The organism is Erwinia sp. V90_4, from assembly GCF_029967685.1.
Classification (GTDB): domain Bacteria; phylum Pseudomonadota; class Gammaproteobacteria; order Enterobacterales; family Enterobacteriaceae; genus Erwinia; species Erwinia aphidicola.
On the sequence record NZ_JASCAQ010000034.1, the window covers coordinates 113,755 to 135,435 of the forward strand.

The following is a 21,681-nucleotide window of genomic DNA, read 5'->3' on the forward strand; positions in this document are numbered from 1 at the left end:
AAAAGTTCCTTAATTATGCGTTATCTGCCCGAGCGTCACGCGGTCGTTGCCGCCATAATCCTGACAGGTTTCCACCTGACAGAAGCTGTTTTCGCGCAGGATTTGCCGCACCGCTTCACCCTGCTGCCAGCCATGTTCCAGCAGCAGCCAGCCGTTATCCGCCAGATAATTCGCAGCCGAAGAGGCAATAATTTTGATATCGGCCAGGCCATGGTCGCTTGCCACCAGCGCGCTGGCGGGCTCGAAGCGCACATCGCCCTGCGACAGATGGTGGTCGGCGACATCGATATAGGGGGGGTTACTCACGATCAGCTGGAAACGCTGAGCATTCAGCGCCGAAAACCAGTCGCTTTGCAGGAAGCGGGCGTTAGGCAGATTAAGTTTCGCCCCGTTGTGCGTTGCCAGCGCCACCGCCGCCGCAATGCGGTCCACGCCCGTCACCTGGCAGTCAGCGCGTTCACTGGCCAGCGCCAGCGCAATCGCTCCGGTACCGGTGCCGAGGTCAAGAATGGCGCACGGGTCGGCAGGAAGCCGGCTTAGCGCTTGCTCAACCAGCACTTCACTGTCCGGGCGCGGGATCAGGGTGTCGGGCGACACGCTGAGCGGCAGCGACCAGAACTCACGTTCACCGATCAGGTACGCCACCGGTTCCCCGGCGGCGCGGCGCGCCAGCAGACTCTCCAGCGCGGCCAGCTGGCTGTCGTCCAGCTGCGCATCGTCAAAAGCGATCAGCCAGGCGCGGGATTTGCCGCTAACCCATGCCAGCAGGATCTCCGCGTCGCGTTTCGGGCTTTCGCTGCTGCTGAGACGGGCTATCGCCGCTCGCAGCCAGACACGGATTTGCACTACTCGTTCCCGGCAAGTGCAGCCAGCTGATCGGCCTGGTATTCCTGCACAATCGGCTCAATCAGCGCGTCCAGCTTGCCTTCCATCGCTTCATCCAGACGGTAAATCGTCAGGTTGATACGGTGATCGGTGACGCGGCCCTGCGGGAAGTTATAGGTGCGGTTACGGTCCGAACGGTCGCCGCTGCCGAGCAGGTTGCGACGGGTCGAGGACTCTTGCTCCTGCCGGCGCGCCATTTCGGCGGCGCGAATACGGGACCCGAGCACGCCGAGCGCCTTGGCTTTGTTTTTATGCTGGGAACGTTCGTCCTGGCACTCCACCACGATGCCGGTTGGCAGGTGGGTAATACGGATCGCCGAGTCGGTGGTGTTAACGTGCTGGCCACCCGCCCCCGATGAACGGAAGGTATCAATTTTCAGGTCGGACGGATTAATCTCCGGCAGCTCCGCTTCCGGCACTTCCGGCAGCACCGCCACGGTACAGGCTGAGGTGTGGATACGCCCCTGAGATTCGGTTTCCGGTACGCGCTGCACGCGGTGACCGCCGGATTCAAACTTCAGGCGCCCGTAGGCACCCTCGCCAATCACTTTGGCAATCACCTCTTTGTAGCCGCCGTGCTCACCTTCGTTGGCGCTCATCACTTCGACACGCCAGCGGCGCGATTCAGCGTAGCGGCTGTACATGCGGAACAGATCGCCGGCAAAGATCGCCGCTTCGTCACCGCCGGTTCCGGCACGAATTTCCAGATAACAGTTACGCTCATCATCCGGGTCTTTCGGCAGCAGCAGCACCTGCAGCTGCTGCTCCAGCGCTTCGCTGGCGGCACGCGCCTCTTTTAGCTCTTCCTGTGCCATCTCACGCATTTCAGCGTCATCCAGCATCATTTCGGCGGTTTCAATGTCTTCCTGGGTTTGCTGCCACTGACGGAAGCACTGACTGACGTCGGTCAGCTGGGCGTATTCGCGGGATAAAGCGCGGAAACGCTCCTGATCGGCAATCACACCAGCATCGCCCAGCATCGCCTCAACTTCTTCGTGGCGCTCCTGCAAGGCTTCCAGCTTGGCAACAATAGAAGGCTTCATTCGTGTAGTTTTACCTTGTAAAATAGAGGTTTAAACGCTATTCCAGCCCGAGGCTGTCGCGTAAAATTTGCAGGCGTTCGCCATCGCCATCGCGGGCGGCCTGCTGAAGAGATTTGGTTGGAGCGTGGATCAGACGGTTGGTCAGTTTGTGGGCCAGGTCACGCATCACCGCTTCGGGGTCTGCACCCTGCTGCAGTGCGGCAAGCGCCCGCGCCTGCAACTCTTCCCTGACCTGATCTGCCTGCGAACGGTAGTCGCGGATGGTTTCAACGGCGCTCTGCGCGCGCAGCCAGGACATAAACTCGCTGCTTTCCTGTACCACGATGGTTTCAGCCTGCACCGCAGCCGCCTGGCGCTGGGCCATATTGCTTTCAATAATCGCCTGCAGGTCATCCACGCTGTACAGATAGGCGTTCGGCAGCTTGCCCACTTCCGGCTCCACGTCACGCGGTACGGCAATATCCACCAGCAGCATCGGCTGGTTGCGGCGCTGCTTCAGCGCACGCTCCACCATCCCTTTGCCGATGATCGGCAGCGGGCTGGCGGTAGAACTGATGATAATGTCGGCTTCTGCCAGGCGTGAATCGATCTCCGCCAGGCCTATCACCTCAGCCCCGACTTCATCCGCCAGCAACTGCGCACGCTCGCGGGTACGGTTAGCGATGATCAACTTCTTCACCTTGTGCTGATGCAGATGGCGCGCGGCCAGCTCGATAGTCTCGCCCGCTCCGACCATCAGCACGGTAACGGTCGACAGCGACTCGAAGATCTGGCGCGCCAGGGTACAGGCGGCAAACGCGACCGATACTGCACTGGCACCGATTTCAGTTTCGGTGCGCACGCGTTTGGCGACGGAGAAGGTTTTCTGGAACATGCGCTCCAGTTCGCTGGAGAGCGAATGGCCGCGCTGGGAGTCGGCAAAGGCTTTTTTCACCTGGCCTAAAATCTGCGGTTCACCGAGCACCAGCGAATCCAGGCCGCTGGCAACGCGCATCAGATGGCTGACCGCTTCGTCACCCTGATGCCAGTAGAGGCTTTTACGCACCTCTTCAACGCACAGATGATGGTAATCACACAGCCACGACACCAGCTGCTCCTGCAGATTTTCCTGCTGCTCAACGCTCAGGTACAACTCGGTACGGTTACAGGTAGACAGCACAACGCCGCCCTGAACCAGCGGCTGTGCCAGCAGGCTGTTAAGCGCCTGATCCAGCGTGTCCGGCGAGAACGTAACGCGTTCGCGCAGAGCCACAGGTGCCGTTTTGTGATTGATGCCGAGTGCCAGTAACGTCATGGTGCGAGGTTGGGTTAATCCCACAGTTGTCAGGGTTTTGTGAGGCGCATTCTACAAGATGAGCGAGATCAATAAAAGTGATGGTTCACCTATCCCTGTAACAAGTTATACCGACAACAGGTCAAATGAGACAATTTGAGCATTGACGCGGCCCGGTTAGCTGGTTAGCGTGAGCGGTTGATTGCGGCAAGTATGCCCGAACCCCCGTCTGAGGAGCTGACCTGATTATGCTATCGCCAAACCGCCGCCTGCTGCGGCTTATCCCCCTTGCCAGCCTGCTGTTAACCGCCTGCGTTACGCCCACCAAGCCACAGGGGCCGGGCAAGAGCGCCGATACGCCGCAGTGGCGTGAGCATCAGCAGTCGGTGGAAAAGATCACCCAGTATCAGACTCGTGGCGCGTTCGCCTACCTCTCCGATCGGCAAAAAGTGTATGCGCGCTTTAACTGGCAGCAGACCGCACCAGACCGCTATCGCCTGCTGTTAACCAATCCGCTCGGCAGCACCGAGCTGCAGCTGGACCAGCAGGGCCAGACCGCACAAATTGTTGATAATAAGGGCAAGCGCTACGTCAGTAATGATGCCGCGAAGATGATCTCCCAGCTGACCGGTATGAGCATTCCGCTGGATAACCTGCGTCAGTGGATGGTCGGCCTGCCGGGCGACGCCACCGATTATCAGCTTGACGACCAGTACCGCCTGCGCGAACTGAACTACAGCCAGGACGGCAAGCAGTGGCACGTGACCTACCAGGGTTATGACAGCAAGCTCAACCCACAGCTGCCATCCAATCTCGAACTGCGTGAAGGCAGCCAGCGCATCAAACTGAAGATGGACAGCTGGACGGTAAAATGATCACAACCTGGCCTGCCCCGGCAAAGCTGAATTTATTTCTCTACATCACTGGCCGCCGCGCCGACGGCTACCATAATCTACAAACGCTGTTTCAGTTTCTCGATTACGGCGACACGCTGACGATTGAAGTGGACGACAGCGGCGAGATTACGCTGCTGACGCCGGTGGCGGGCGTGCCGGATGCGCAGAACCTGATTGCGCGCGCCGCAGCGCTGCTGCGCGAGCGGGCGGCCGCTCTCGGCTCCCTGCCCGATGCTGCCGGGGCGAAAATTGCCATTGAGAAGCGCCTACCGATGGGTGGCGGACTGGGCGGCGGTTCCTCAAACGCCGCCACGGTGCTGGTGGCGCTTAACCACCTTTGGCAAACCGGGCTGAGCCTGGGGCAGCTGGCAGAGCTTGGCCTTCAGCTTGGCGCCGACGTGCCGGTGTTTGTTCACGGCTTCGCTGCCTTTGCCGAAGGTGTGGGTGAGCAGCTGACCCCGGTTAACCCGGCGGAGAAGTGGTATCTGGTGATGCACCCTGGGGTGAGCATTGCCACCCCGCTCGTTTTCAACGATCCGGAGCTGACCCGCGACACGCCAGCAAGGGAAATCAGCCAGTTATTAAGCACCGAATTCCATAATGATTGTGAACCTGTCGTAAGAAATCGTTTTCGCGAGGTTGAACAGCTTGTTTCCTGGCTGCTAGAATACGCGCCGTCGCGCCTGACTGGAACGGGTGCTTGTGTGTTTGCAGAATTCGACACCGAGTCCGCCGCCCGCCAGGTGCTTGAGCTGGCCCCGAAAAATCTGCAGGGGTTTGTTGCGCGAGGTGTTAATATCTCGCCGCTACACCGCAGACTTTCAGGGCAATTGAGTTGATGTGACAGTGTCACTCTGTTCCAGACGCTGCACGACTGCTCTTATTTAACCCAAATAATTGGCGTTGTAGCAAGGCGGCCAGTGTTTGAGTTCCCGGGAGCTTACCCAGGTAAGTGATCGGGGCGATGACGCGCAGCCAACGCCGCTACGGCGTCAAGAATGTAGGGTTAAAACACCCGTATGAAAGCATAAGTCGTATACCGCCCAGTGCGGCTTATGGTATTTCATTCTCTGGACGCAAAGCCTGAGGTTCTTCTCGTGCCTGATATGAAGCTTTTTGCTGGTAACGCCACCCCGGAACTAGCACAACGTATTGCCAACCGCCTTTACACCAGCCTGGGCGACGCCGCCGTCGGTCGTTTCAGTGATGGTGAAGTGAGCGTACAAATTAACGAAAATGTACGCGGTGGTGATATTTTCATCATCCAGTCCACCTGTGCCCCAACCAACGACAACCTGATGGAACTGGTTGTGATGGTTGACGCCCTGCGTCGTGCTTCCGCTGGTCGTATTACCGCGGTGATCCCTTACTTTGGTTATGCACGTCAGGACCGCCGCGTGCGTTCCGCCCGTGTGCCAATCACTGCCAAAGTTGTCGCCGATTTCCTCTCCAGCGTTGGCGTTGACCGCGTTCTGACTGTGGATCTGCATGCTGAACAGATTCAGGGCTTCTTTGACGTCCCGGTTGATAACGTATTTGGTAGCCCGATCCTGCTTGAAGATATGCTGCAGATTGGCCTGGAAAACCCGATTGTGGTTTCCCCGGACATCGGCGGTGTGGTTCGCGCCCGCGCTATCGCCAAACTGCTGAATGACACCGATATGGCCATCATCGATAAACGTCGCCCACGCGCCAACGTCTCACAGGTGATGCATATCATCGGTGATGTGGCTGGCCGTGACTGCGTGTTGGTCGATGATATGATCGATACCGGTGGCACCCTGTGTAAAGCAGCGGAAGCGCTGAAAGAGCGCGGTGCGAAGCGCGTGTTCGCCTACGCAACCCACCCTATCTTCTCCGGTAACGCGGTCGAAAACCTGCGTAACTCGGTGATTGATGAAGTGGTTGTGTGCGACACCATTCCACTGCCGGAAGAGATTAAAGCGCTGCCAAACGTCCGTACCCTGACCCTGTCAGGCATGCTGGCCGAAGCAATCCGCCGTATCAGCAACGAAGAGTCTATCTCTGCGATGTTTGAGCATTAATTCCGGTGTGCTACGGATGGGCCGACCAGAAAAGCGGTCGGCCCCTACTGTAGGGGTTGACCTTCTTTTGCGGTCAACCGGAACAAAAAGGGACAGAGGCTCATCTGTCCCTTTTTATTTGCGCAGCGCAATATGTTCCGCCAGGTAGTCAATCAGTACTCGCAGCTTGGGCAGCAGGTGGCGATTGCCCGGCCACAAAAGAGAAAACTGCCCGCCATGGCCGATCTCCCCCTCCAGCACGCTCTGCAGCTCGCCGCTCTCCAGATACTCCTGCACCGCAAAATCCGGGACGTAAATCAGCCCTAAACCGCGTCGCGTGGCGGATATCTGCGCCTCCAGATTGTTAAACACCAGCGGGCCATTAAGCGATAGCGCCTGGGGATCGACGCCGTTAAACTGCCACGGCTGCAGCTGACCGCTGCCGGAAAAACGGTACAGCAGGCAGGCATGCTGGCTCAGCTCCGCTACCTTCTGCGGCGTGCCGTGCTGCTGAAAATAACCCGCGGAGCCAACCAGACGAAACTGAAAGCCGCCCAGCCGCCGCGCCTTGAGGCGCGAATCGGCAAACTCGCCGCTGCGCAGCACCGCATCATAGCCCTCACCAATCACGTCCACCAGGCGGTCATTGAAATCGAGGTCCAGTTCAATTTCGGGATAGCGGGCGGTGAACCCCGGCAGCAGCGGCAGCAGCAGGCGGTAGCCAATGGCCGGAAAGCTCAGGCGCAGCCGCCCGCGCGGGGCCGCCATCAGGCGGGAAAGCTCCTGTTGCGCCTCTTCCAGCTCCATCACTATGCGTTGGCTGCGTTCAAAGAACAGCGCGCCCTCTTCAGTCAGGCTCAGGCTGCGCGTGCTGCGGTTAAACAGGCTGACGCCGAGGCTGGCTTCCAGCCGCGCCACGCTTTTGCCGATAGCAGAGGCCGAAACCCCCAGCCTTTCGGCGGCGGCGACAAAGCTTCCCAGCTGCGCGGCTTTCACAAACGCGCTCAGCCCGCTTAAACTCTCCACGCTGCTCATTCGCGACTTTTTGTCCTTTATCTGCGGCCTGATGGCCTGTTTATCGTGGCGTGACGCCAATTTATCCTGCTTTCTTTCCTGTTGAAAGCGGAGAGTCCACAATGAGTTCCCTGATCCTCACGGCACCAGGCAGCCGCTGGAGTGTTTTTGCCGTCTGCAGCGCCGCCCTGATGTTACCGCTCAGCTTCTCCGCCGGGGTGATTGCCACCCCAGCGATTGCCCAGCATCCCGGAGGGTCTGCACTGGCCCTGAGCTGGATTACCAATGCCTTTCTGCTCAGTTTCGGCAGCCTGCTGATGGCCGCAGGCACGCTGGCGGACCGTTTTGGCCGCAAGCGGCTGTTTATCAGCGGCGTCAGCGCCTTTACCCTGCTGTCATTTTTCACCGCCTGGGTGCCTTCGGTGGTGTGGCTGGACGTGGTGCGCGCCCTTCAGGGTGCCGCCGCCGCCGCGGCACTGGCCGGGGGCGCCGCCGCGCTGGCCAATGCCTTTGAGGGGCAACGGCGCGCCCGCGCCTTCAGCCTGCTCGGCACCAGCTTTGGCGTTGGCCTTGCCGCCGGACCGGTGATCGCCGGGATGCTGATGCAGATTGCCGGCTGGCACAGCGTTTTTCTCTGCTGCGCCCTGTTTGGCATAGTGGCTCTGATTGCCGGCGGGCTGACGCTGCCGGAGTCGCGCACCCCGGATGCCGGCGCGCTCGACTGGCCGGGGGTTATCAGCTTCAGTACCACCCTGTCGCTGTTTACCTGGGGCATGCTGCAGCTGGCGGACAGCGGCGGCGACCGCCTGTCGGTTGCGCTGCTGCTGGCTTCCCTGCTGGCGGGCGGGCTGTTTGTGTGGATCGAACGGCGCAGCGCCGGGCCGATGCTCGATCTCAGCCTGTTTCGCTACGGCCGTTTTGTCGGGGTACAGCTGCTGCCGGTAGCCACCTGCTACTGCTTTGTGGTGCTGCTGGTGCTGCTGCCGCTGCGTTTTATGGGATTCTACGGCTACAGCGCGCTGACCACCGGGCTGCTGATGCTGGCGCTGTCGCTGCCGATGCTGATTGTCCCCTCTCTGGCGGTGGCGCTGACGCGCCGTTTCCATCCCGGTGCCGTCAGCGCGGCGGGCCTGCTGCTGGCCGCCGCAGGAATTGGCCTGCTGAGCCAGTTTTCTCCCACCGCTTCGCTGCCCATCACGCTGCTGGCGATGGCGATGGTGGGCTGCGGCACCGGGCTGCCCTGGGGGCTGATGGATAATTTGTCGGTCAGCGTGGTGCCGCCGCAGCGTGCCGGCATGGCGACCGGCATTTTCAGCACCGTGCGCGTGGCGGGAGAAGGTGTCGCGCTGGCAAGCGTTGCCAGCCTGTTCAGCCAGCTGCTCAGCTGGCAGCTCACGGCGCATAACCAACCGGCAGCGCTCGCCGGGCAGCTGGCGAGCTATCATCTGGTGGATTCACGACTGTTGGGGCTGGCGGAACAGGCTTTTCAGCAGTTATTACTGGTACTGATGGCGATGACGCTGCTGTGCGCGGCAGCCATCTGGCGCTGCCTGGTGACGCCGGACAGGAAGTGAGCAAGCGGAGCAAACAGTAACGCCCGGCTGGCGGGCGTTGATTGCGCTAAGAGGGTAATAGCAGCGCGGAAATTTAAGACTGGCTGTTGTGCTGGCTGCTGCCGTGGCGGCAGCGTTTGTCGCCGCAGTGGCGCACCCAGTAATAGCGGTCGGCGATTTTTTCCCGCCCGCTCACTCTGGCCCCCACCAGCCACAGCAACGCACCGATAAAGATGCTGAAAATCGCCCCATGCACCATATACTCAGGCAGATTGAGCTGAGGCAGCTGGTTGAGAACTGAATAACCCACGCCGCCGACCATCACCACTAAACCGAGTACCATCAGGGCATTACCCATCACATGTGAATGTTTACGTTTCATTGCGCACCTCCGGACAGTATTGAAAAGGCAAATTCCATTGCCAGATGCGCTTAGTGTAGGCAATCAACAGCTGCTCTGATGAGTTGGCGATCACATTTATTGCTTATGCTTTGACAAAACTTTACGTCTAACGGCCTGTTTTTATATAGAAAATGTATTATCACGCTTGTCAACTATCGTGACATGGCTCACCTTTTTACGCAGATCTTTGAGTTCTCGCAACGGCTTGCGTAAACTAGCCGCTTTCCCCCGTACGCTTCAGGAAACACCACACGTGAGTAGCATCAAACTGATTGTTGGCCTGGCCAATCCCGGCGCTGAATACGCCGCCACGCGCCATAATGCCGGAGCCTGGTACGTTGATTTGCTGGCTGAACGCCACAATCAGTCATTAAAGGAAGAGAGCAAGTTCTACGGCTACACTGCCCGGTTAAACATCGGGGGTGAGGATGTACGCTTGCTGGTGCCAACCACCTTTATGAATCTCAGCGGCAAAGCCGTGGCGGCGATGGCGACGTTCTACCGCATTGCCCCGGAAGAGATCCTGGTTGCCCATGACGAGCTGGACCTGCCGCCCGGCGTGGCAAAGTTTAAGCAGGGCGGCGGCCACGGCGGTCATAACGGCCTGAAAGATATTATCAGCAAGCTGGGTAACAACCTGAACTTCCACCGCCTGCGCATCGGCATTGGTCACCCGGGCGACCGCAACAAGGTGGTCGGTTTTGTACTGGGCAAGCCGCAGTCGGCAGAGCAGAAGTTGATTGATGATGCGGTCGATGAAGCGGCGCGCTGCACGGAAGTGTGGTTGAAAGAAGACCGCCTGAAAGCCATGAATCGTCTGCACAGCTACAAAGCGGGCTAAGCCTGCGCACCCGCTGTGGCCGCAGCGGGGAATACTCCTGAGGTATCCCCAGAAATCACTTCCCTCGCTAAACGTCCGCGAATCGGTCTGAGCTCAGCCTGAGCACGCCGGAACGGCAAAAGACGCTCCCTGCGGGCCTCGGCACGCGGCATCCCTGCCGCGTGACGTCCGGCTTACCTCAGGCCAAGCTCATCCCCCATTCGCATCGTGCTCGCTGTGGCTTTTAAACCGCGACGCTGAAGCTTTGGGTGCAAGGAGGGAGGGCTGATTGCAGCAGGCCCACGGCCAGGGATGGCCGTGAGCCAGGCTACAGGGATGTATTCATGCCGGTGCGGAAAGCAGCCCTCCCTCCTGAAACCGGGCAACTGTCATCCCGCAACACTATTCAAATCAATTTTTGTGGGGATCCTTCAGGGGATTACCCCTTCTCGCACCGCTTCCCGTCGTCGCCACACTCCAGGCTATCCAGCGTCAGCTGCTGTGCAAAATAGCCCTGCACGCCCCAGATTTTACTGTTGCGCAGCGTCTCCAGCTGACCGTCTCCGGCCACACCCTCCACGATCACCCGATTGGTATACTGACGGATATGGTTGATCAGCACCGAAAAGAACGGCTTATTGACATTTTCCAGATAGAACTGGCGGTCGAGCTTCACCGCTTCAAACATGTTTGACTGTAGCGCATGCAAATTGGCATCGCCGGCACCAAGATCGTCCAGCCATAAGATATTCAGCTGTTCAATCAGGGTACGCAGCAGCGGATTGTCCATGCCGTCGTGCAGATTGGGGAAATCTTCCGACAGTTTCAGGCGCACAAAGGGCAGATGGCTGAGGATTTGCTGGATAAACGACGACTGCGTGACGGCGCGCGCCAGCTGAAAGTCGATGGCCACGCTGCACAGCAGGCCGTGCTGGCGAAAGTAATCGGCGTACTCTTCAACGATCAGCAGCTGATGCAGTAGCCGATCCTCAGGCAATGGTGGCTGCCGCACAGCATCCAGCGGGCCACCGACCGCAGCAGAATGCGGACGGTAGCTCAGGTCGATGGCGATCATCTCACCGCTAAGGGTATGTACAGGAGTACAAAAAAAATCGTTTTTCATGCCGCCGGGTCAGTTAACGGGCATCCTGCCAGTGAAATAAATCGTGGTACAGTTAAACTATAGAAGTAAATACTGTAAGCGCCGTTATAAAACGACGATTTCTAGATTATCGGCAGGTCCAGCAGTAGCTTTATGGTTCATGCATCATTGCTAGCAACTTTATAATCCGGGTCATCCAGCTCATGGCTGCAGAATGGCCCTGCCTGACGCAACAGGCTGATGCAATCCTCGCTCAGATGGCGCAGGCGCAGGCTTTTACCGGCTTCCAGATAGCGCGCCGTCAGCTTGTCGATCGCCTCCACGCCGCTGGAGTCCATCACCCGGGTGCGGGCAAAGTCGATCACCACGCTATCGGTATCCTGCTGCGGATTAAACAGCTCCTGGAAACTGGCGGTGGAGCCAAAGAACAGCGGCCCTTCCAGACGGTAGGTTTTCTCCCCCTCTTTCTCGCTCTGCTCAATAATGGTGATGCGGGCGTGCTGCCAGGCGAAGACCAGCGCCGAGATAATCACGCCGCAGATCACCGCCATCGCCAGGTCGGTGAAAATCGTGACCAGCGTCACCGCAATCATAATTACCGCATCGGCTTTCGGCATGCGCTTCAGGCGCCTGATGGAACTCCACTCAAAGGTGTTGATGCACACCACAAACATAATGCCCGCCAGCGCCGCCACCGGCAGCAGCGCGATATAATCCGACAGGCTAATCACAAACAGGATCAGCAGCAGCGCCCCGACCAGGTTGGAGATGCGCCCGCGCCCGCCGGAGGTGAAGTTGATAATGGACTGGCCGATCATCGCGCATCCGGCAAAGCTGCCTAAGAAGCCGCAGAGAGTGTTGCCAATACCCTGCGCCACGCACTCCTGATTGCCCGCCCCCTTTTTACTGCCCATCTCATCCAGTACCGCCAGCGTCAGCAGCGATTCAATCAGCCCGACCAGCGCAATCACCACCGCATACGGCAGCACGATCTTCAGCGTTTCCCAGCTCAACGGCGCGGTCGGCAGATGGAAGGACGGCAGCGTGCCGGAGATATCCGCCAGGTCGCCGACGCGTTTAGTATCCAGGCCAAAACCAATGGCAATCGCACTGATGGCGATCAGCGCCGCCAGCGAACCCGGGATCGCTTTGGTCAGCTTCGGGAACAGCCAGACAATTAACATCGCCAGCGCCACCAGCGCATACATCACCGGCCCCTGCCCTTTAATCATCGGGAACTGCGCCAGCATAATCACAATCGCCAGCCCGTTAACGAAGCCGTAAATCGCCGGTTGCGGCACCAGGCGGATAAACTTACCGAGCCGCAGCACGCCAATCGCCAGCTGAATCAGCCCCGCGAGGATGGTCGCCAGCAGCACGTACTCGTAGCCGTGCTGGGTAATCAGGCTAATCAGCACCACGATAATCGACCCGGCCGCGCCGGAGATCATCCCCGGCTTGCCGCCGAAGAAGGCGGTGACCAGCCCGAGAATAAAGGCGGTGTGCAGACCAATGGTCGGCGACAGCCCGGCCAGCAGAGAAAAAGCCGTCGCTTCCGGGATCAGCGCAACGGACACCACGGCACCGGCCAGCACGTCATTTTTGACGTCACTCGCCCTGAAATTGCTCAGGTTAAACATAAAATTTCCAGTTAATTTAAACGTGTTGGTTCTTCCGTGCCGCATTAATCGGGCACAGCTGGCTCGTCAGAGTGACGAGTGGCGGCAACGGGCGTTGCGCAGGCGGGAGGGTCTTAAGGTGGCGTAAGCAGCAAGCGATGCATCTGCGGGGTTCTCCAGGTTCTGTAAAGACACGTCAGTATGGGAAAATGTGAGCACGATCTCAAGAGATAACTTAACCTCCGCCTCAGAAATCAACCGCCTCCAGGCTAAAATTACGTGTATAATGCGCGGAAACTTTTAAGACAACCGTCTGTGACACTATCAGGGCATGTAAAAGTGCGTTGATTATCAAGAAATTAAGGTGATTCAAACATGGGATTCAAATGCGGTATTGTGGGCCTGCCAAACGTCGGGAAATCCACCCTGTTCAATGCGTTAACCAAAGCGGGCATCGAAGCAGCTAACTTCCCGTTCTGTACCATTGAGCCGAATACTGGCGTGGTGCCAATGCCTGATTCACGTCTTGATCAGCTGGCTGCTATCGTTAAGCCACAGCGTATTCTGCCGACCACCATGGAATTCGTTGATATCGCTGGCCTGGTAAAAGGCGCCTCTAAAGGTGAAGGCCTGGGCAACCAGTTCCTGACCAATATTCGTGAAACCGAGGCTATCGGCCACGTGGTGCGCTGCTTTGAGAACGACAACATTATCCACGTAAATAATAAAGTTGACCCGGCTGACGATATTGAAACCATCAATACCGAGCTGGCGCTTTCTGACCTCGATACCTGTGAACGTGCCCTGCAGCGCGTGCAGAAGAAAGCCAAGGGCGGCGATAAAGACGCCAAAGCTGAACAGGCGGCGCTGGAAAAATGCCTGCCGCATCTGGAAAAAGCCGGCATGCTGCGCGCGCTGGACCTGACGGATGAAGACAAAGCGGCGGTCCGCTACCTGAGCTTCCTGACGCTGAAGCCAACCATGTATATCGCCAACGTTAACGAAGACGGTTTTGAAAATAACCCGTACCTCGATATCGTGCGTGCGATTGCCGAGAAAGAGGGTTCCGTTGTGGTGCCGGTGTGCGCTGCCGTTGAGTCTGATATTGCCGAGCTGGAAGATGGCGACCGCGAAGAGTTTATGGCCGAGCTGGGCATTGAAGAGCCGGGCCTGAACCGCGTCATCCGCGCCGGTTACTCCCTGCTCAACCTGCAGACCTACTTCACCGCTGGCGTGAAGGAAGTGCGTGCATGGACTATCCCGGTTGGTGCGACCGCACCGCAGGCCGCAGGTAAGATCCACACCGACTTCGAGAAAGGCTTTATCCGCGCTCAGACCATTGCTTTCGATGACTACATTGCCTGCAAGGGTGAACAAGGCGCGAAAGAAGCCGGTAAGATGCGTTCAGAAGGGAAAGACTACATCGTGAAAGATGGCGATGTGATGAACTTCCTGTTCAACGTCTAAAACGCTGCTGTCGTCTTATGAGGTTTGATTGAATCTCCTACGATTTGAAACGCGATAAATCCACGCAGCTGCGTGGATTTTTTTTAGCTCGCCAGTTAGAAAAATCCGCAAGGCCAGTGACACTTCTCACCTCTTTAAGCCCGTCGCCACACAGTGTTTGCAGATGAACGACTGGGCCGAAATCACCAAAACGCGGCGACTGGATATGCTGGAGCGTGTGGTTTTCCCCGCCATCGGTAAACTTCCTATCACGGAAATCACCCCGTACCACATTCTTAAAATTCTTCATGAAACGGCTAAACGCGGCGCACCGACTGGTAACGCAGTAAGACCGGACTCTGGCATCAGGAAACGCAGGTGCTCCAGGTCACCGATGGCACTGAGAAAACCATGATCATCAGAATGCGTATGATCGCGCAGAATGCGTTAATCGCCTTTGTTTTTCGCTGTTATTTCCGCGAAATGATGATTAAATTCGTTCAGGAACATTATTCGCACAGTCTGAGGCTCATCAGAGCGTGACTCGGATTGATCGCAGGTAAGTACAGTCTTTAACTTCATCATCAAAGTCATATCGCAAACAGAGGCAGGGAAAGAATGAGGGAGCTTGCACCCGATGGCATCACCGGGATGCCGTCACGGACGGCAGAGTATCTTTGTCGCCAGATCGCACGCCTGCTGAAAGGAGGAAGCCTGACCCCTGAGACCTGCGAGCGTATCTTTGCTTTCTGTGGAATCAGACCTTCAGATGCTCAGTGGCGTCAGTTTCTTACCCCGGTTCTTTCCTGTCTGGGATTACTGTCACTGGTTGCCGGAGCGGTGTTCTTTATTGCCTGGAACTGGGCCTGGCTGCCGAAAATGGCGAAATTTGCCCTGGCCGAGCTGTTTATCGTCGCGCTGGCGATGATTGTCTGGTGGCGCTGGTACAGCACGCTGGCACGCAAGGCATTACTGGCGACAGGGTTAAGCTTCGGTGCCCTGTTTGCGCTGTATGGACAGATTTATCAGACTGGTGCTGACAGCTGGGAGCTATTCCGGGCCTGGTTATATGTTCTTCTGCCGCTGGCGCTGATTGCCCGGCAAAACAGCCTGTGGTTTTGCAGCTGGCTGGTCGCTAACCTGGCGTTCCAGCTCTATTACAACACCCTGCCGTCGTCACTGCTGGATCTGGCCGCGTCTGACAGTTTAATCAGGCTCCCGACCACTGTGCTCTGCGGATATCTGGCGTTGCTGGCAGCCTGCCTGATTGTCAGGGAAGCACTGGCCTGGCGCGCGATAACGCATCATCCTGAGAGCTGGCTGGCAAGCCGCTGGTTCTCGCGAGTCATGGCTGGATTTTTACTGCTTCAGCTGACCGCCATTGTGGCCGGGAACCTCTCTGACTGGGGCGGCGGTGACCACCTTCCTTATATCACGGGCGGTTGGGTGATCACCCTGCTGGCAGGTTATTACCTGTACCGATACCGCTATCAGGATCTCTGCATGCTGACGCTGGGCATCGCCAGCCTGACCGTGGTCGGCTGTGCGCTAATCATGCAGTTATTTCTTTTAGCCTACGATACGAGCGATCTGTTTTTGACCGGCGCCCTGATGGCATTCTGGGTAGCGGTAAATGGTTCAATTCTGCTGAAGTGGCAACGCAAACTGGTTGAAAAGGGGCCAATCGATCTGGTTCCGGCCAGGCTGTCGTTACTGACAGACACTTTGCGTCAGCAGGGTTTGCTGAGCGCCTCGCAGGTTGAGGAAATTAAGCAACGCGGTCACGCATCCGACCTGCCCTGGTATCTGAGGCTGGCGCTAAGCGTCGGAGGCTGGGTGGCGGCGATCATCATTCTGTTACTGATGATACTGATGCTTTATGCCACTGAACTGCTCGAAGATCCGAATGCTGCCACCCTTATTATTCCTTCGCTGCTGCTTGCCGCCATTGCGCGTGGCCTGTTACGCAGTCAGCGTGACGGTAAACATCACCTCGGCCTGGCATGGGCGATTGCGGCAACGTGCGGACTGATAACCGGCGTTCTGCTGCAAATCCAGAGCAATGACGCCAGCTTTATTATGCTGAGTTCACTGACTGCCTTGCCGATCCTGGCCGCGATGGCGGTGGCTATGCCCGACCGCACTTATCGGTTTATGGCCATCACTGCCCTGACCTTTTTCCTGGTGCTGGCGGGCCATTCTATGGCCCGGCTTTACCTGTCTCCGATGGCTGCACGCCTTGCTGTGTCCGTACTGGTGGCGGCGATCATATGTTTGTGGATGTGGACAGTCAGTTATCAGTTGAGGTTACAGGCTGGGCAGTGTGCTGACGCGGTACATCCCCTGTTGTATGGCATACCTTGTGGCCTGATGTTGCTAAGTTTCCTTGGGATTAACGCGGCTTATCTCACGGATTTCCTCTGGTCAGCATCGCAATTTTCCACGCTTCAGTCTGCGACAGGCCCAGGGATCGCGGCTGGCTTAGTGCTGAGTGCGCTCAGTCATAAAAGGCACAGCCAGCCGCTGTTTTCGAGCATTACGCTGCCCGCTGCGCTTATCTGTGGGGCTGCCGCCCTCTATGCGCCGGGTATAGGGCTGGGATTATGGTTAATTCTGATGGCACGTTATCAGGGAAGTCTGGGGTTACTGGTGGTCAGTGGCGGTTTCATGGTGCTGTATGTCACTGGCTGGTATTACTTTTTGGAGGTAATTTTGCTGCAGAAATCCCTGCTGCTGCTGGTCAGCGGTCTGGTTTTACTGGGGCTGGCATGGGGAGTCAAAAAAGTATTACCCGTACAAATCGGAGGTGCCAGTGAGAATGCATAAACAGTGCCGATGGCTGGCTGGCGCTGTGATAGCGCTGGCGTTGATAGCCGTTAATGTCAGCATCTGGCAAAAAGAGCAGTTGCTGAAGCAAGGCGCGGTCATGATTTTACCCCTTGCCCCGGTTGACCCGCGATCCCTGATGCAGGGTGATTACATGGCGCTGAACTATGCCCTCACCCGTCCTCTGGAACTGACGTTGTATCAACAGGCTGAGTCCTGCGGCGCGACCCTATCAGCGCCATGCCTGCCCACCAGCGGAACCCTGATTGTTGACCTCGATGCGCAGCGTCACGCGACTCAGGCCCGCTTTGATCAGGGTGAACCTCTGCAGCCGAATCAGCTACGGGTGAAGTACCATCAACATGACGGTTCGCTGACCGTCGGCACTAACGCCTGGTTCTTTCAGGAAGGTCATGCCGACAGATTCGCGCAGGCCCGTTACGGGGCATTTCGGGTGGGAAGCGATGGCACGGCTCTCCTGACGGATCTGCTAAATGAGCAGGGTAAAGCGATTCAGCCTTAAGGATGCGAGACGCTCACTGGCCAGGCGCTAAATACCCTGACAGGCGGCCTTAATATCCTTACTGCCCGGATGCCCGTCACAGGTCGACAAAAGGTTGCTGTGCCGGAAGCCTGTTTTGCGATTAAGCCTCGCGCCGAAAATTTAAGCGGGCATGCTGAATCAATATAGCTACTCAGACATTGAGAAAATTATGCCGAACATGATTAACGACAAATGGGTTAGGGTATCTGTGATATCAGCAATATTTAGTAGTTTAGTGGGTTCATTACTGGTTATAACCTATCTTTCCTGGGGAAAAAGCATTACACCCGTAGTGGGTTTCATTTTTAATTATTTTTTCATTGTTATGGTGAGTATTATTGGCACTACGATGGGATCAATAATAATCGGCATGCCATTAGCGATGATTTCAAAGAGATTTTTTCCTGACGCTGCCCTGAAGGGGTGCTTTTTTATCGTGTGCTCTGCGCTCTTCATTTGGCTGGTTGTACTGGCATGGCCTGTTATCAGGATATGTGAAACGCCTTATTCGGATATTTTGCTTTTAAGCCCCTATGCTTTCTGTTCAGCTGCCGCACTTGCTTATCTGGTTTACTGGGATTGATGAGTATTATATCAATCAGGATCGGGGCAGAAGGACCGTTAATAAATCCACGCAGTTGCGTGGATTTTTTGTTTTAGAGTGTCTCACCGCATCTCATCTAAGTGCAGTCATCAATTTACTTTAACTACTGCACATTCATAACCGCGGTTACTGGAGTGAAGTTTTCACCCTACTTCTATTATTCAACGCTCACGCAATGCTTCGTTCATTTTATTCAGCGGCTTAAGCAGGTAATCGAGGATGCTTTTATTTCCGGTTTTGATGTCTACTGTGGCGATCATACCGGGGAAAATATAAAACTTCTCGTGGTGCTTATTTTCCAGGTAATTTGCATTGGTTTTGATCTTTACGCGGTAGTAGTAGACGTCGCGGCGCACATCATCCTGAATGGTGTCCGGTGAAATCGTCGTCACTTCGCCGTCTAAACTGCCGTAGATGGAGTAGTCGTAGGCAGTGATTTTGACTTTGGCTTTCTGCCCCGGATGAATAAACGCTACGTCGCGCGGGGAAATTTGCGCTTCCACCAGCATCTGGTCGTCAATCGGTACCAGCGTCATCAACACGCCGTTAGGCGGGATCACGCCACCGACGGTGTTAACCTCGATATTCTTTACAATGCCTTTCACCGGCGAGAAGAAGTCCAGTCGGTTGAGGGAGTCTTTGCGGCCTAAAATTACCGAACGCTGAGTCTCGATCTCCGCATTGGCTTTCGCCAGCTCCTCGCCCGCGCGGACGTGATACTGCGTTTCCAGATCGGTCGCCTTGCTTTCCATTTCGTTGATCTGCCGTTGCAGCCGCAGTACTTCGACATCGCTCGCCGCGCCCTGTTTGACCAGCGGTTTGGTCATCGCAAGCTCGCGCCGGATCAGTGCCACCCCCTGTTTCAGGCCAGAAAGCTGCTTCTCAAGGCTGTTGCGGCTGGAGTTGTACAGCTCAGTTTCCGATTTCACCAGATCCGGCTCGTTGTTCAGCTCAGGTGGAAACACCAGCGGGGTATCGTTGATTTGAGCGGTCAGACGCGCCGCCGTCGCCAGCGCCGCGTGCAGACGGGACAGACTCTCCTGCACGCCGGACTCGGTTTTAGTGCGGTCTAGCTGCGCCAGACGCTGGCCGCGCTCCACCACTTCACCCTCCTGCACGTTGATGCTGTGGACAATCCCGCCCTCCAGCGACTGCACGATCTGTTCGTGCGAAGAGGGAATGACTTTGCCAGTGCCGGTGGTCACTTCGTCCAGCGTATAAAAGTTCGCCCACAGCACAAAACTCAGCAACATCAGCGCCAGGCTCCAGACCAGAACGGTCGAGCGCGGCAGGGATTTTTCCGCCAGCGGCCGGTGATACTGTTTTTGTCCATTTATCGGTTTTTTGCGTCCGATCATTATGCCCTGTCCTTATTCGCTGGTTTAACGGCCTGAGCGGGCTGTCCTTTTGGCCTGAAATGTTTATTCAGGATCTCATCTTTGCTGCCATCGAGCGTGATACGGCCGTTATCCATCACGACGATGCGATCGACCAGCTGCAACAGCGCCAGACGGTGCGTAGCGATTACCAGGGTTTTGTTTTCCCCCCACGCCGACAGGTGATGTATCAGGTTCGCCTCGGAGATTTCATCCAGCCAGGCGGTGGGTTCATCCAGCAGTAATACCTGCGGCTGCATGATGATATGCCGCGCCAGCAGCAGTGCCTGGCGCTGACCGCCGGAAAGCCCGACGCCGCCTTCGTGGATCAGGAAGTTCAGACCATTCTCTTTTTGCTGCACAAAGGGCAGCGCGCCGCTGATGATCAGCGCCTGATGGATCTCTTCATCGGTAGCCTGCGGGCGGCCCATGGTAATGTTGTCACGCACCGAGCCAAAGAACAGCCGGGCGTGCTGGTTATGCAGCGCCACGTCACGGCGTAAATCTGCCGGATCGATCTGTTTGATGTTGACGTTATCCAGCACCACCTGCCCTTGCTGAACCTGCTGCATCCCGGCCAGCACCTGCAACAGCGTGGATTTCCCCGCGCCGTTTTTGCCCAGTACGGCAATCTTCTCGCCCGGCGCGATTTTCAGGCGGGCGATGGCCAGATTGGCGACTTTCTCTTCTTCGTCGTAATAGAACACCGCGTCATTGAGCTGATACTCACCGGCGATTTGTGCCTTGTGGACCATTTTCTGGCCATCTTCCCGATCGATAGGCCGTTGCATCAGTTCATCCAGCCCTTTACGGGCAACTTTGGCCTGCTGCCAGCGGGAAAGCACGCCGGAGATCTGCGCCAGCGGCGCGATAGTGCGCGAGGCCAGAATGGTGGTTCCGACCAGCGCACCGGTGGTCATGTCGCCGTTCATCACCAGATAACACCCCACCAGCAGCACAATGGCATACACAATCGCCTGCACTTCCTGCGTCCAGGTCATCAGCAGGCTGGTGAGAAAACGCTGACGCATACTGATATCGGCGGAGACTTCGTTGCAGTGGTTCCACTGGTTCTGGAAACGCTGTTCGGCGCGCATCAGTTTGATGTCTTCAAGGGATTCCACCGCTTCCACCAGCGAGGCGTTTCGCACCGCTGATTCGCGCATCCCTTCGCTGGCGAGCTTCGCCAGGGGTTTTTGGATAAGCAGACCGGGGATCAGCAACAGCGGAATGGCCAGCAGCACCACAAACACCAGCGGACCGCCAATCATCCACAGAATGACCGTGAACAGCAGGAAAAACGGCAGATCGGAAATCACGCTGATGGTAGTGGAGGTGATTAACTCGCGCACCGATTCCAGTTCACGGATTTGCGAAATAAAGGAGCCGGTGGATTTGGAACGGGCACTGTTTTTAATGCGCAGCGCGCGGCCAAACACCCGGTCGGATATGCGCAGATCGGCGCGTTTCCCTACCACATCAGAAATATGGACGCGGACCATGCGCATCACGAATTCGAAAACAATGGCGATCATCACACCGCCAAATAGCACCCACAGCGTGGGGATGGACTGCGATGGCACCACGCGGTCGTAAACCTGCATGGAGAACAACATGCCCGCGAGCGCCAGCACGTTGGCGATCATCGCTGCCACCATGATGTCGCTGTAGCGGCGCCAGTCTTTCAGCGCCAGCTCCCAGAACCAGTTTCTTCTGTAGGGCTTGATGTAGTTATCAACGCGCGCATCGGGAATGGTTTGCAGCGGTCGCAGCAGCGTGATGCTCTGCACCCGCGCTAACAGTTGTTCAGCCGTCAGCGGCGTTTCCAGCCCCTGATCTTCAGTAAATTGCACGGCGCATTGGCCGCTGGCGTCCAGATGCGTCACCACGCCCAGTCGGCCATTATCCAGCGCAACGATAAACGGCACCGACATCGGGTCGAGATCCGCCGGATGAAAATCGCGGGTCACGCGTGCCAGTCCGAGCTTTTGCGCCATCTCATCGAGCACGCTCTCCTGCGGTGCGCCCATCTCCCAGGCGAGGGTGGCTTTCACATGCTCTTCTGAGTAATCCAGACGATAGTGCCGGGCAACATCCAGCATGGCGCTCAGCCATGCCGCATACCCCTTTTGTTTCTCCGCCTGCGCGGCGCGACCGTCGACGACCGCTGCGTCGGGTGCGCTACTGCTTTTATCTGACATGGTCTCTTTATTCATCTGTATTGTTGCCTAATTCACTGTTCCTTCACGTTCA

Annotated in this window: 18 protein-coding genes and 1 pseudogene; 10 read left to right on the forward strand and 9 right to left on the reverse strand. The window is 57.1% G+C overall.

Annotation, left to right across the window (positions count from 1 at the left end; all coding sequences use genetic code 11):
• Positions 1-9 precede the first annotated feature (9 nt).
• Genes prmC through hemA form a run of 3 tightly spaced genes read right to left on the reverse strand, consistent with a single transcriptional unit; the run spans position 10 to position 3,222 of the window.
• On the reverse strand, positions 10-846 hold the full coding sequence (prmC, locus tag QLG07_RS04215) for a peptide chain release factor N(5)-glutamine methyltransferase (RefSeq protein ID WP_187497637.1): 837 nt from the start codon (positions 844-846) through the stop codon (positions 10-12).
• Positions 846-1,928 (reverse strand): peptide chain release factor 1, encoded by a 1,083-nt coding sequence (gene prfA, locus QLG07_RS04220; protein ID WP_048916260.1) that lies wholly within the window; start codon positions 1,926-1,928, stop codon positions 846-848. The genes prmC and prfA overlap by 1 nt, the downstream gene beginning before the upstream one ends.
• Before the next feature lie 37 nt (positions 1,929-1,965).
• Complete coding sequence (gene hemA, locus QLG07_RS04225; protein ID WP_282468552.1) at positions 1,966-3,222, reverse strand: glutamyl-tRNA reductase; 1,257 nt, start codon at positions 3,220-3,222, stop codon at positions 1,966-1,968.
• Positions 3,223-3,449: 227 nt separating this feature from the next.
• Between hemA and lolB the strand changes: the two genes are divergently transcribed.
• The 3 genes from lolB (at position 3,450) to prs (ending at position 6,142) form a co-directional block, all read left to right on the forward strand.
• Positions 3,450-4,076, forward strand: a complete 627-nt coding sequence (lolB, locus tag QLG07_RS04230; protein WP_048916262.1) for a lipoprotein insertase outer membrane protein LolB — start codon at positions 3,450-3,452, stop codon at positions 4,074-4,076.
• The gene (gene ispE / locus QLG07_RS04235; protein WP_282468553.1) at positions 4,073-4,936 is read left to right on the forward strand and encodes a 4-(cytidine 5'-diphospho)-2-C-methyl-D-erythritol kinase; all 864 of its coding nucleotides are present in this window, start codon (positions 4,073-4,075) and stop codon (positions 4,934-4,936) included. Before lolB ends, ispE begins: the two co-directional genes overlap by 4 nt.
• A 258-nt stretch (positions 4,937-5,194) precedes the next feature.
• On the forward strand, positions 5,195-6,142 hold the full coding sequence (gene prs, locus QLG07_RS04240) for a ribose-phosphate diphosphokinase (protein WP_013201847.1): 948 nt from the start codon (positions 5,195-5,197) through the stop codon (positions 6,140-6,142).
• Between the two features lie 114 nt (positions 6,143-6,256).
• On the opposite strand, the gene QLG07_RS04245 is transcribed toward prs, so the two are convergent.
• Positions 6,257-7,147, reverse strand: coding sequence for a LysR family transcriptional regulator (locus QLG07_RS04245; protein WP_187498882.1), 891 nt, complete (start codon positions 7,145-7,147; stop codon positions 6,257-6,259).
• A gap of 110 nt (positions 7,148-7,257) precedes the next feature.
• On the opposite strand from QLG07_RS04245, the gene QLG07_RS04250 reads away from it, so the two are divergent.
• Entirely contained in the window at positions 7,258-8,709 is a 1,452-nt protein-coding gene (locus tag QLG07_RS04250; protein ID WP_282468554.1) for an MFS transporter, read from the forward strand.
• Between the two features lie 73 nt (positions 8,710-8,782).
• Here the strand turns inward: QLG07_RS04250 and ychH are convergent, their stop codons facing one another.
• A complete protein-coding gene (gene ychH / locus QLG07_RS04255; protein ID WP_048916265.1) occupies positions 8,783-9,070 on the reverse strand; it encodes a stress-induced protein YchH in 288 nt (95 codons plus the stop codon).
• Positions 9,071-9,344: 274 nt separating this feature from the next.
• Here ychH and pth point away from each other — a divergent pair, with 274 nt between their 5' ends.
• Positions 9,345-9,932: an aminoacyl-tRNA hydrolase gene (pth, locus tag QLG07_RS04260; RefSeq protein WP_099754012.1), complete on the forward strand. Its 588-nt coding sequence runs from the start codon at positions 9,345-9,347 to the stop codon at positions 9,930-9,932.
• A gap of 418 nt (positions 9,933-10,350) precedes the next feature.
• Here the strand turns inward: pth and QLG07_RS04265 are convergent, their stop codons facing one another.
• Positions 10,351-11,034, reverse strand: coding sequence for an EAL domain-containing protein (locus tag QLG07_RS04265; RefSeq protein WP_099754013.1), 684 nt, complete (start codon positions 11,032-11,034; stop codon positions 10,351-10,353).
• Between the two features lie 137 nt (positions 11,035-11,171).
• Positions 11,172-12,653, reverse strand: coding sequence for a SulP family inorganic anion transporter (locus QLG07_RS04270; protein ID WP_282468555.1), 1,482 nt, complete (start codon positions 12,651-12,653; stop codon positions 11,172-11,174).
• Between the two features lie 354 nt (positions 12,654-13,007).
• On the opposite strand from QLG07_RS04270, the gene ychF reads away from it, so the two are divergent.
• From ychF to QLG07_RS04295, 5 genes and pseudogenes are all read left to right on the forward strand, one after another.
• Complete coding sequence (ychF, locus tag QLG07_RS04275) at positions 13,008-14,099, forward strand: redox-regulated ATPase YchF (protein ID WP_048916269.1); 1,092 nt, start codon at positions 13,008-13,010, stop codon at positions 14,097-14,099.
• 100 nt (positions 14,100-14,199) lie between these two features.
• A pseudogene (locus QLG07_RS04280) lies at positions 14,200-14,415 on the forward strand (integrase); the annotation flags it as partial.
• Between the two features lie 281 nt (positions 14,416-14,696).
• The gene (locus QLG07_RS04285) at positions 14,697-16,904 is read left to right on the forward strand and encodes a DUF4401 domain-containing protein (protein WP_282468556.1); all 2,208 of its coding nucleotides are present in this window, start codon (positions 14,697-14,699) and stop codon (positions 16,902-16,904) included.
• Complete coding sequence (locus QLG07_RS04290; RefSeq protein ID WP_282468557.1) at positions 16,897-17,427, forward strand: GDYXXLXY domain-containing protein; 531 nt, start codon at positions 16,897-16,899, stop codon at positions 17,425-17,427. The genes QLG07_RS04285 and QLG07_RS04290 overlap by 8 nt, the downstream gene beginning before the upstream one ends.
• A gap of 151 nt (positions 17,428-17,578) precedes the next feature.
• Complete coding sequence (locus QLG07_RS04295) at positions 17,579-18,031, forward strand: hypothetical protein (RefSeq protein ID WP_282468558.1); 453 nt, start codon at positions 17,579-17,581, stop codon at positions 18,029-18,031.
• Positions 18,032-18,213: 182 nt separating this feature from the next.
• On the opposite strand, the gene QLG07_RS04300 is transcribed toward QLG07_RS04295, so the two are convergent.
• Positions 18,214-19,389 (reverse strand): HlyD family type I secretion periplasmic adaptor subunit, encoded by a 1,176-nt coding sequence (locus tag QLG07_RS04300; protein ID WP_048918633.1) that lies wholly within the window; start codon positions 19,387-19,389, stop codon positions 18,214-18,216.
• Positions 19,390-19,409: 20 nt separating this feature from the next.
• A complete protein-coding gene (locus QLG07_RS04305; RefSeq protein ID WP_282468559.1) occupies positions 19,410-21,629 on the reverse strand; it encodes a type I secretion system permease/ATPase in 2,220 nt (739 codons plus the stop codon).
• Positions 21,630-21,681: the final 52 nt, after the last annotated feature.

Bases quoted from the DNA above. Each gene is read 5' to 3' on its own strand.
- QLG07_RS04265 (WP_099754013.1), bottom strand. From the start codon at position 11,034: ATGAAAAACGATTTTTTTTGTACTCCTGTACATACCCTTAGCGGTGAG.
- QLG07_RS04290 (WP_282468557.1), top strand. From the start codon at position 16,897: ATGCATAAACAGTGCCGATGGCTGGCTGGCGCTGTGATAGCGCTGGCG.
- hemA (WP_282468552.1), bottom strand. From the start codon at position 3,222: ATGACGTTACTGGCACTCGGCATCAATCACAAAACGGCACCTGTGGCT.
- QLG07_RS04250 (WP_282468554.1), top strand. From the start codon at position 7,258: ATGAGTTCCCTGATCCTCACGGCACCAGGCAGCCGCTGGAGTGTTTTT.
- QLG07_RS04285 (WP_282468556.1), top strand. From the start codon at position 14,697: ATGAGGGAGCTTGCACCCGATGGCATCACCGGGATGCCGTCACGGACG.
- ispE (WP_282468553.1), top strand. From the start codon at position 4,073: ATGATCACAACCTGGCCTGCCCCGGCAAAGCTGAATTTATTTCTCTAC.
- ychH (WP_048916265.1), bottom strand. From the start codon at position 9,070: ATGAAACGTAAACATTCACATGTGATGGGTAATGCCCTGATGGTACTC.
- QLG07_RS04305 (WP_282468559.1), bottom strand. From the start codon at position 21,629: ATGTCAGATAAAAGCAGTAGCGCACCCGACGCAGCGGTCGTCGACGGT.
- QLG07_RS04295 (WP_282468558.1), top strand. From the start codon at position 17,579: ATGCTGAATCAATATAGCTACTCAGACATTGAGAAAATTATGCCGAAC.
- ychF (WP_048916269.1), top strand. From the start codon at position 13,008: ATGGGATTCAAATGCGGTATTGTGGGCCTGCCAAACGTCGGGAAATCC.
- lolB (WP_048916262.1), top strand. From the start codon at position 3,450: ATGCTATCGCCAAACCGCCGCCTGCTGCGGCTTATCCCCCTTGCCAGC.
- QLG07_RS04270 (WP_282468555.1), bottom strand. From the start codon at position 12,653: ATGTTTAACCTGAGCAATTTCAGGGCGAGTGACGTCAAAAATGACGTG.
- prfA (WP_048916260.1), bottom strand. From the start codon at position 1,928: ATGAAGCCTTCTATTGTTGCCAAGCTGGAAGCCTTGCAGGAGCGCCAC.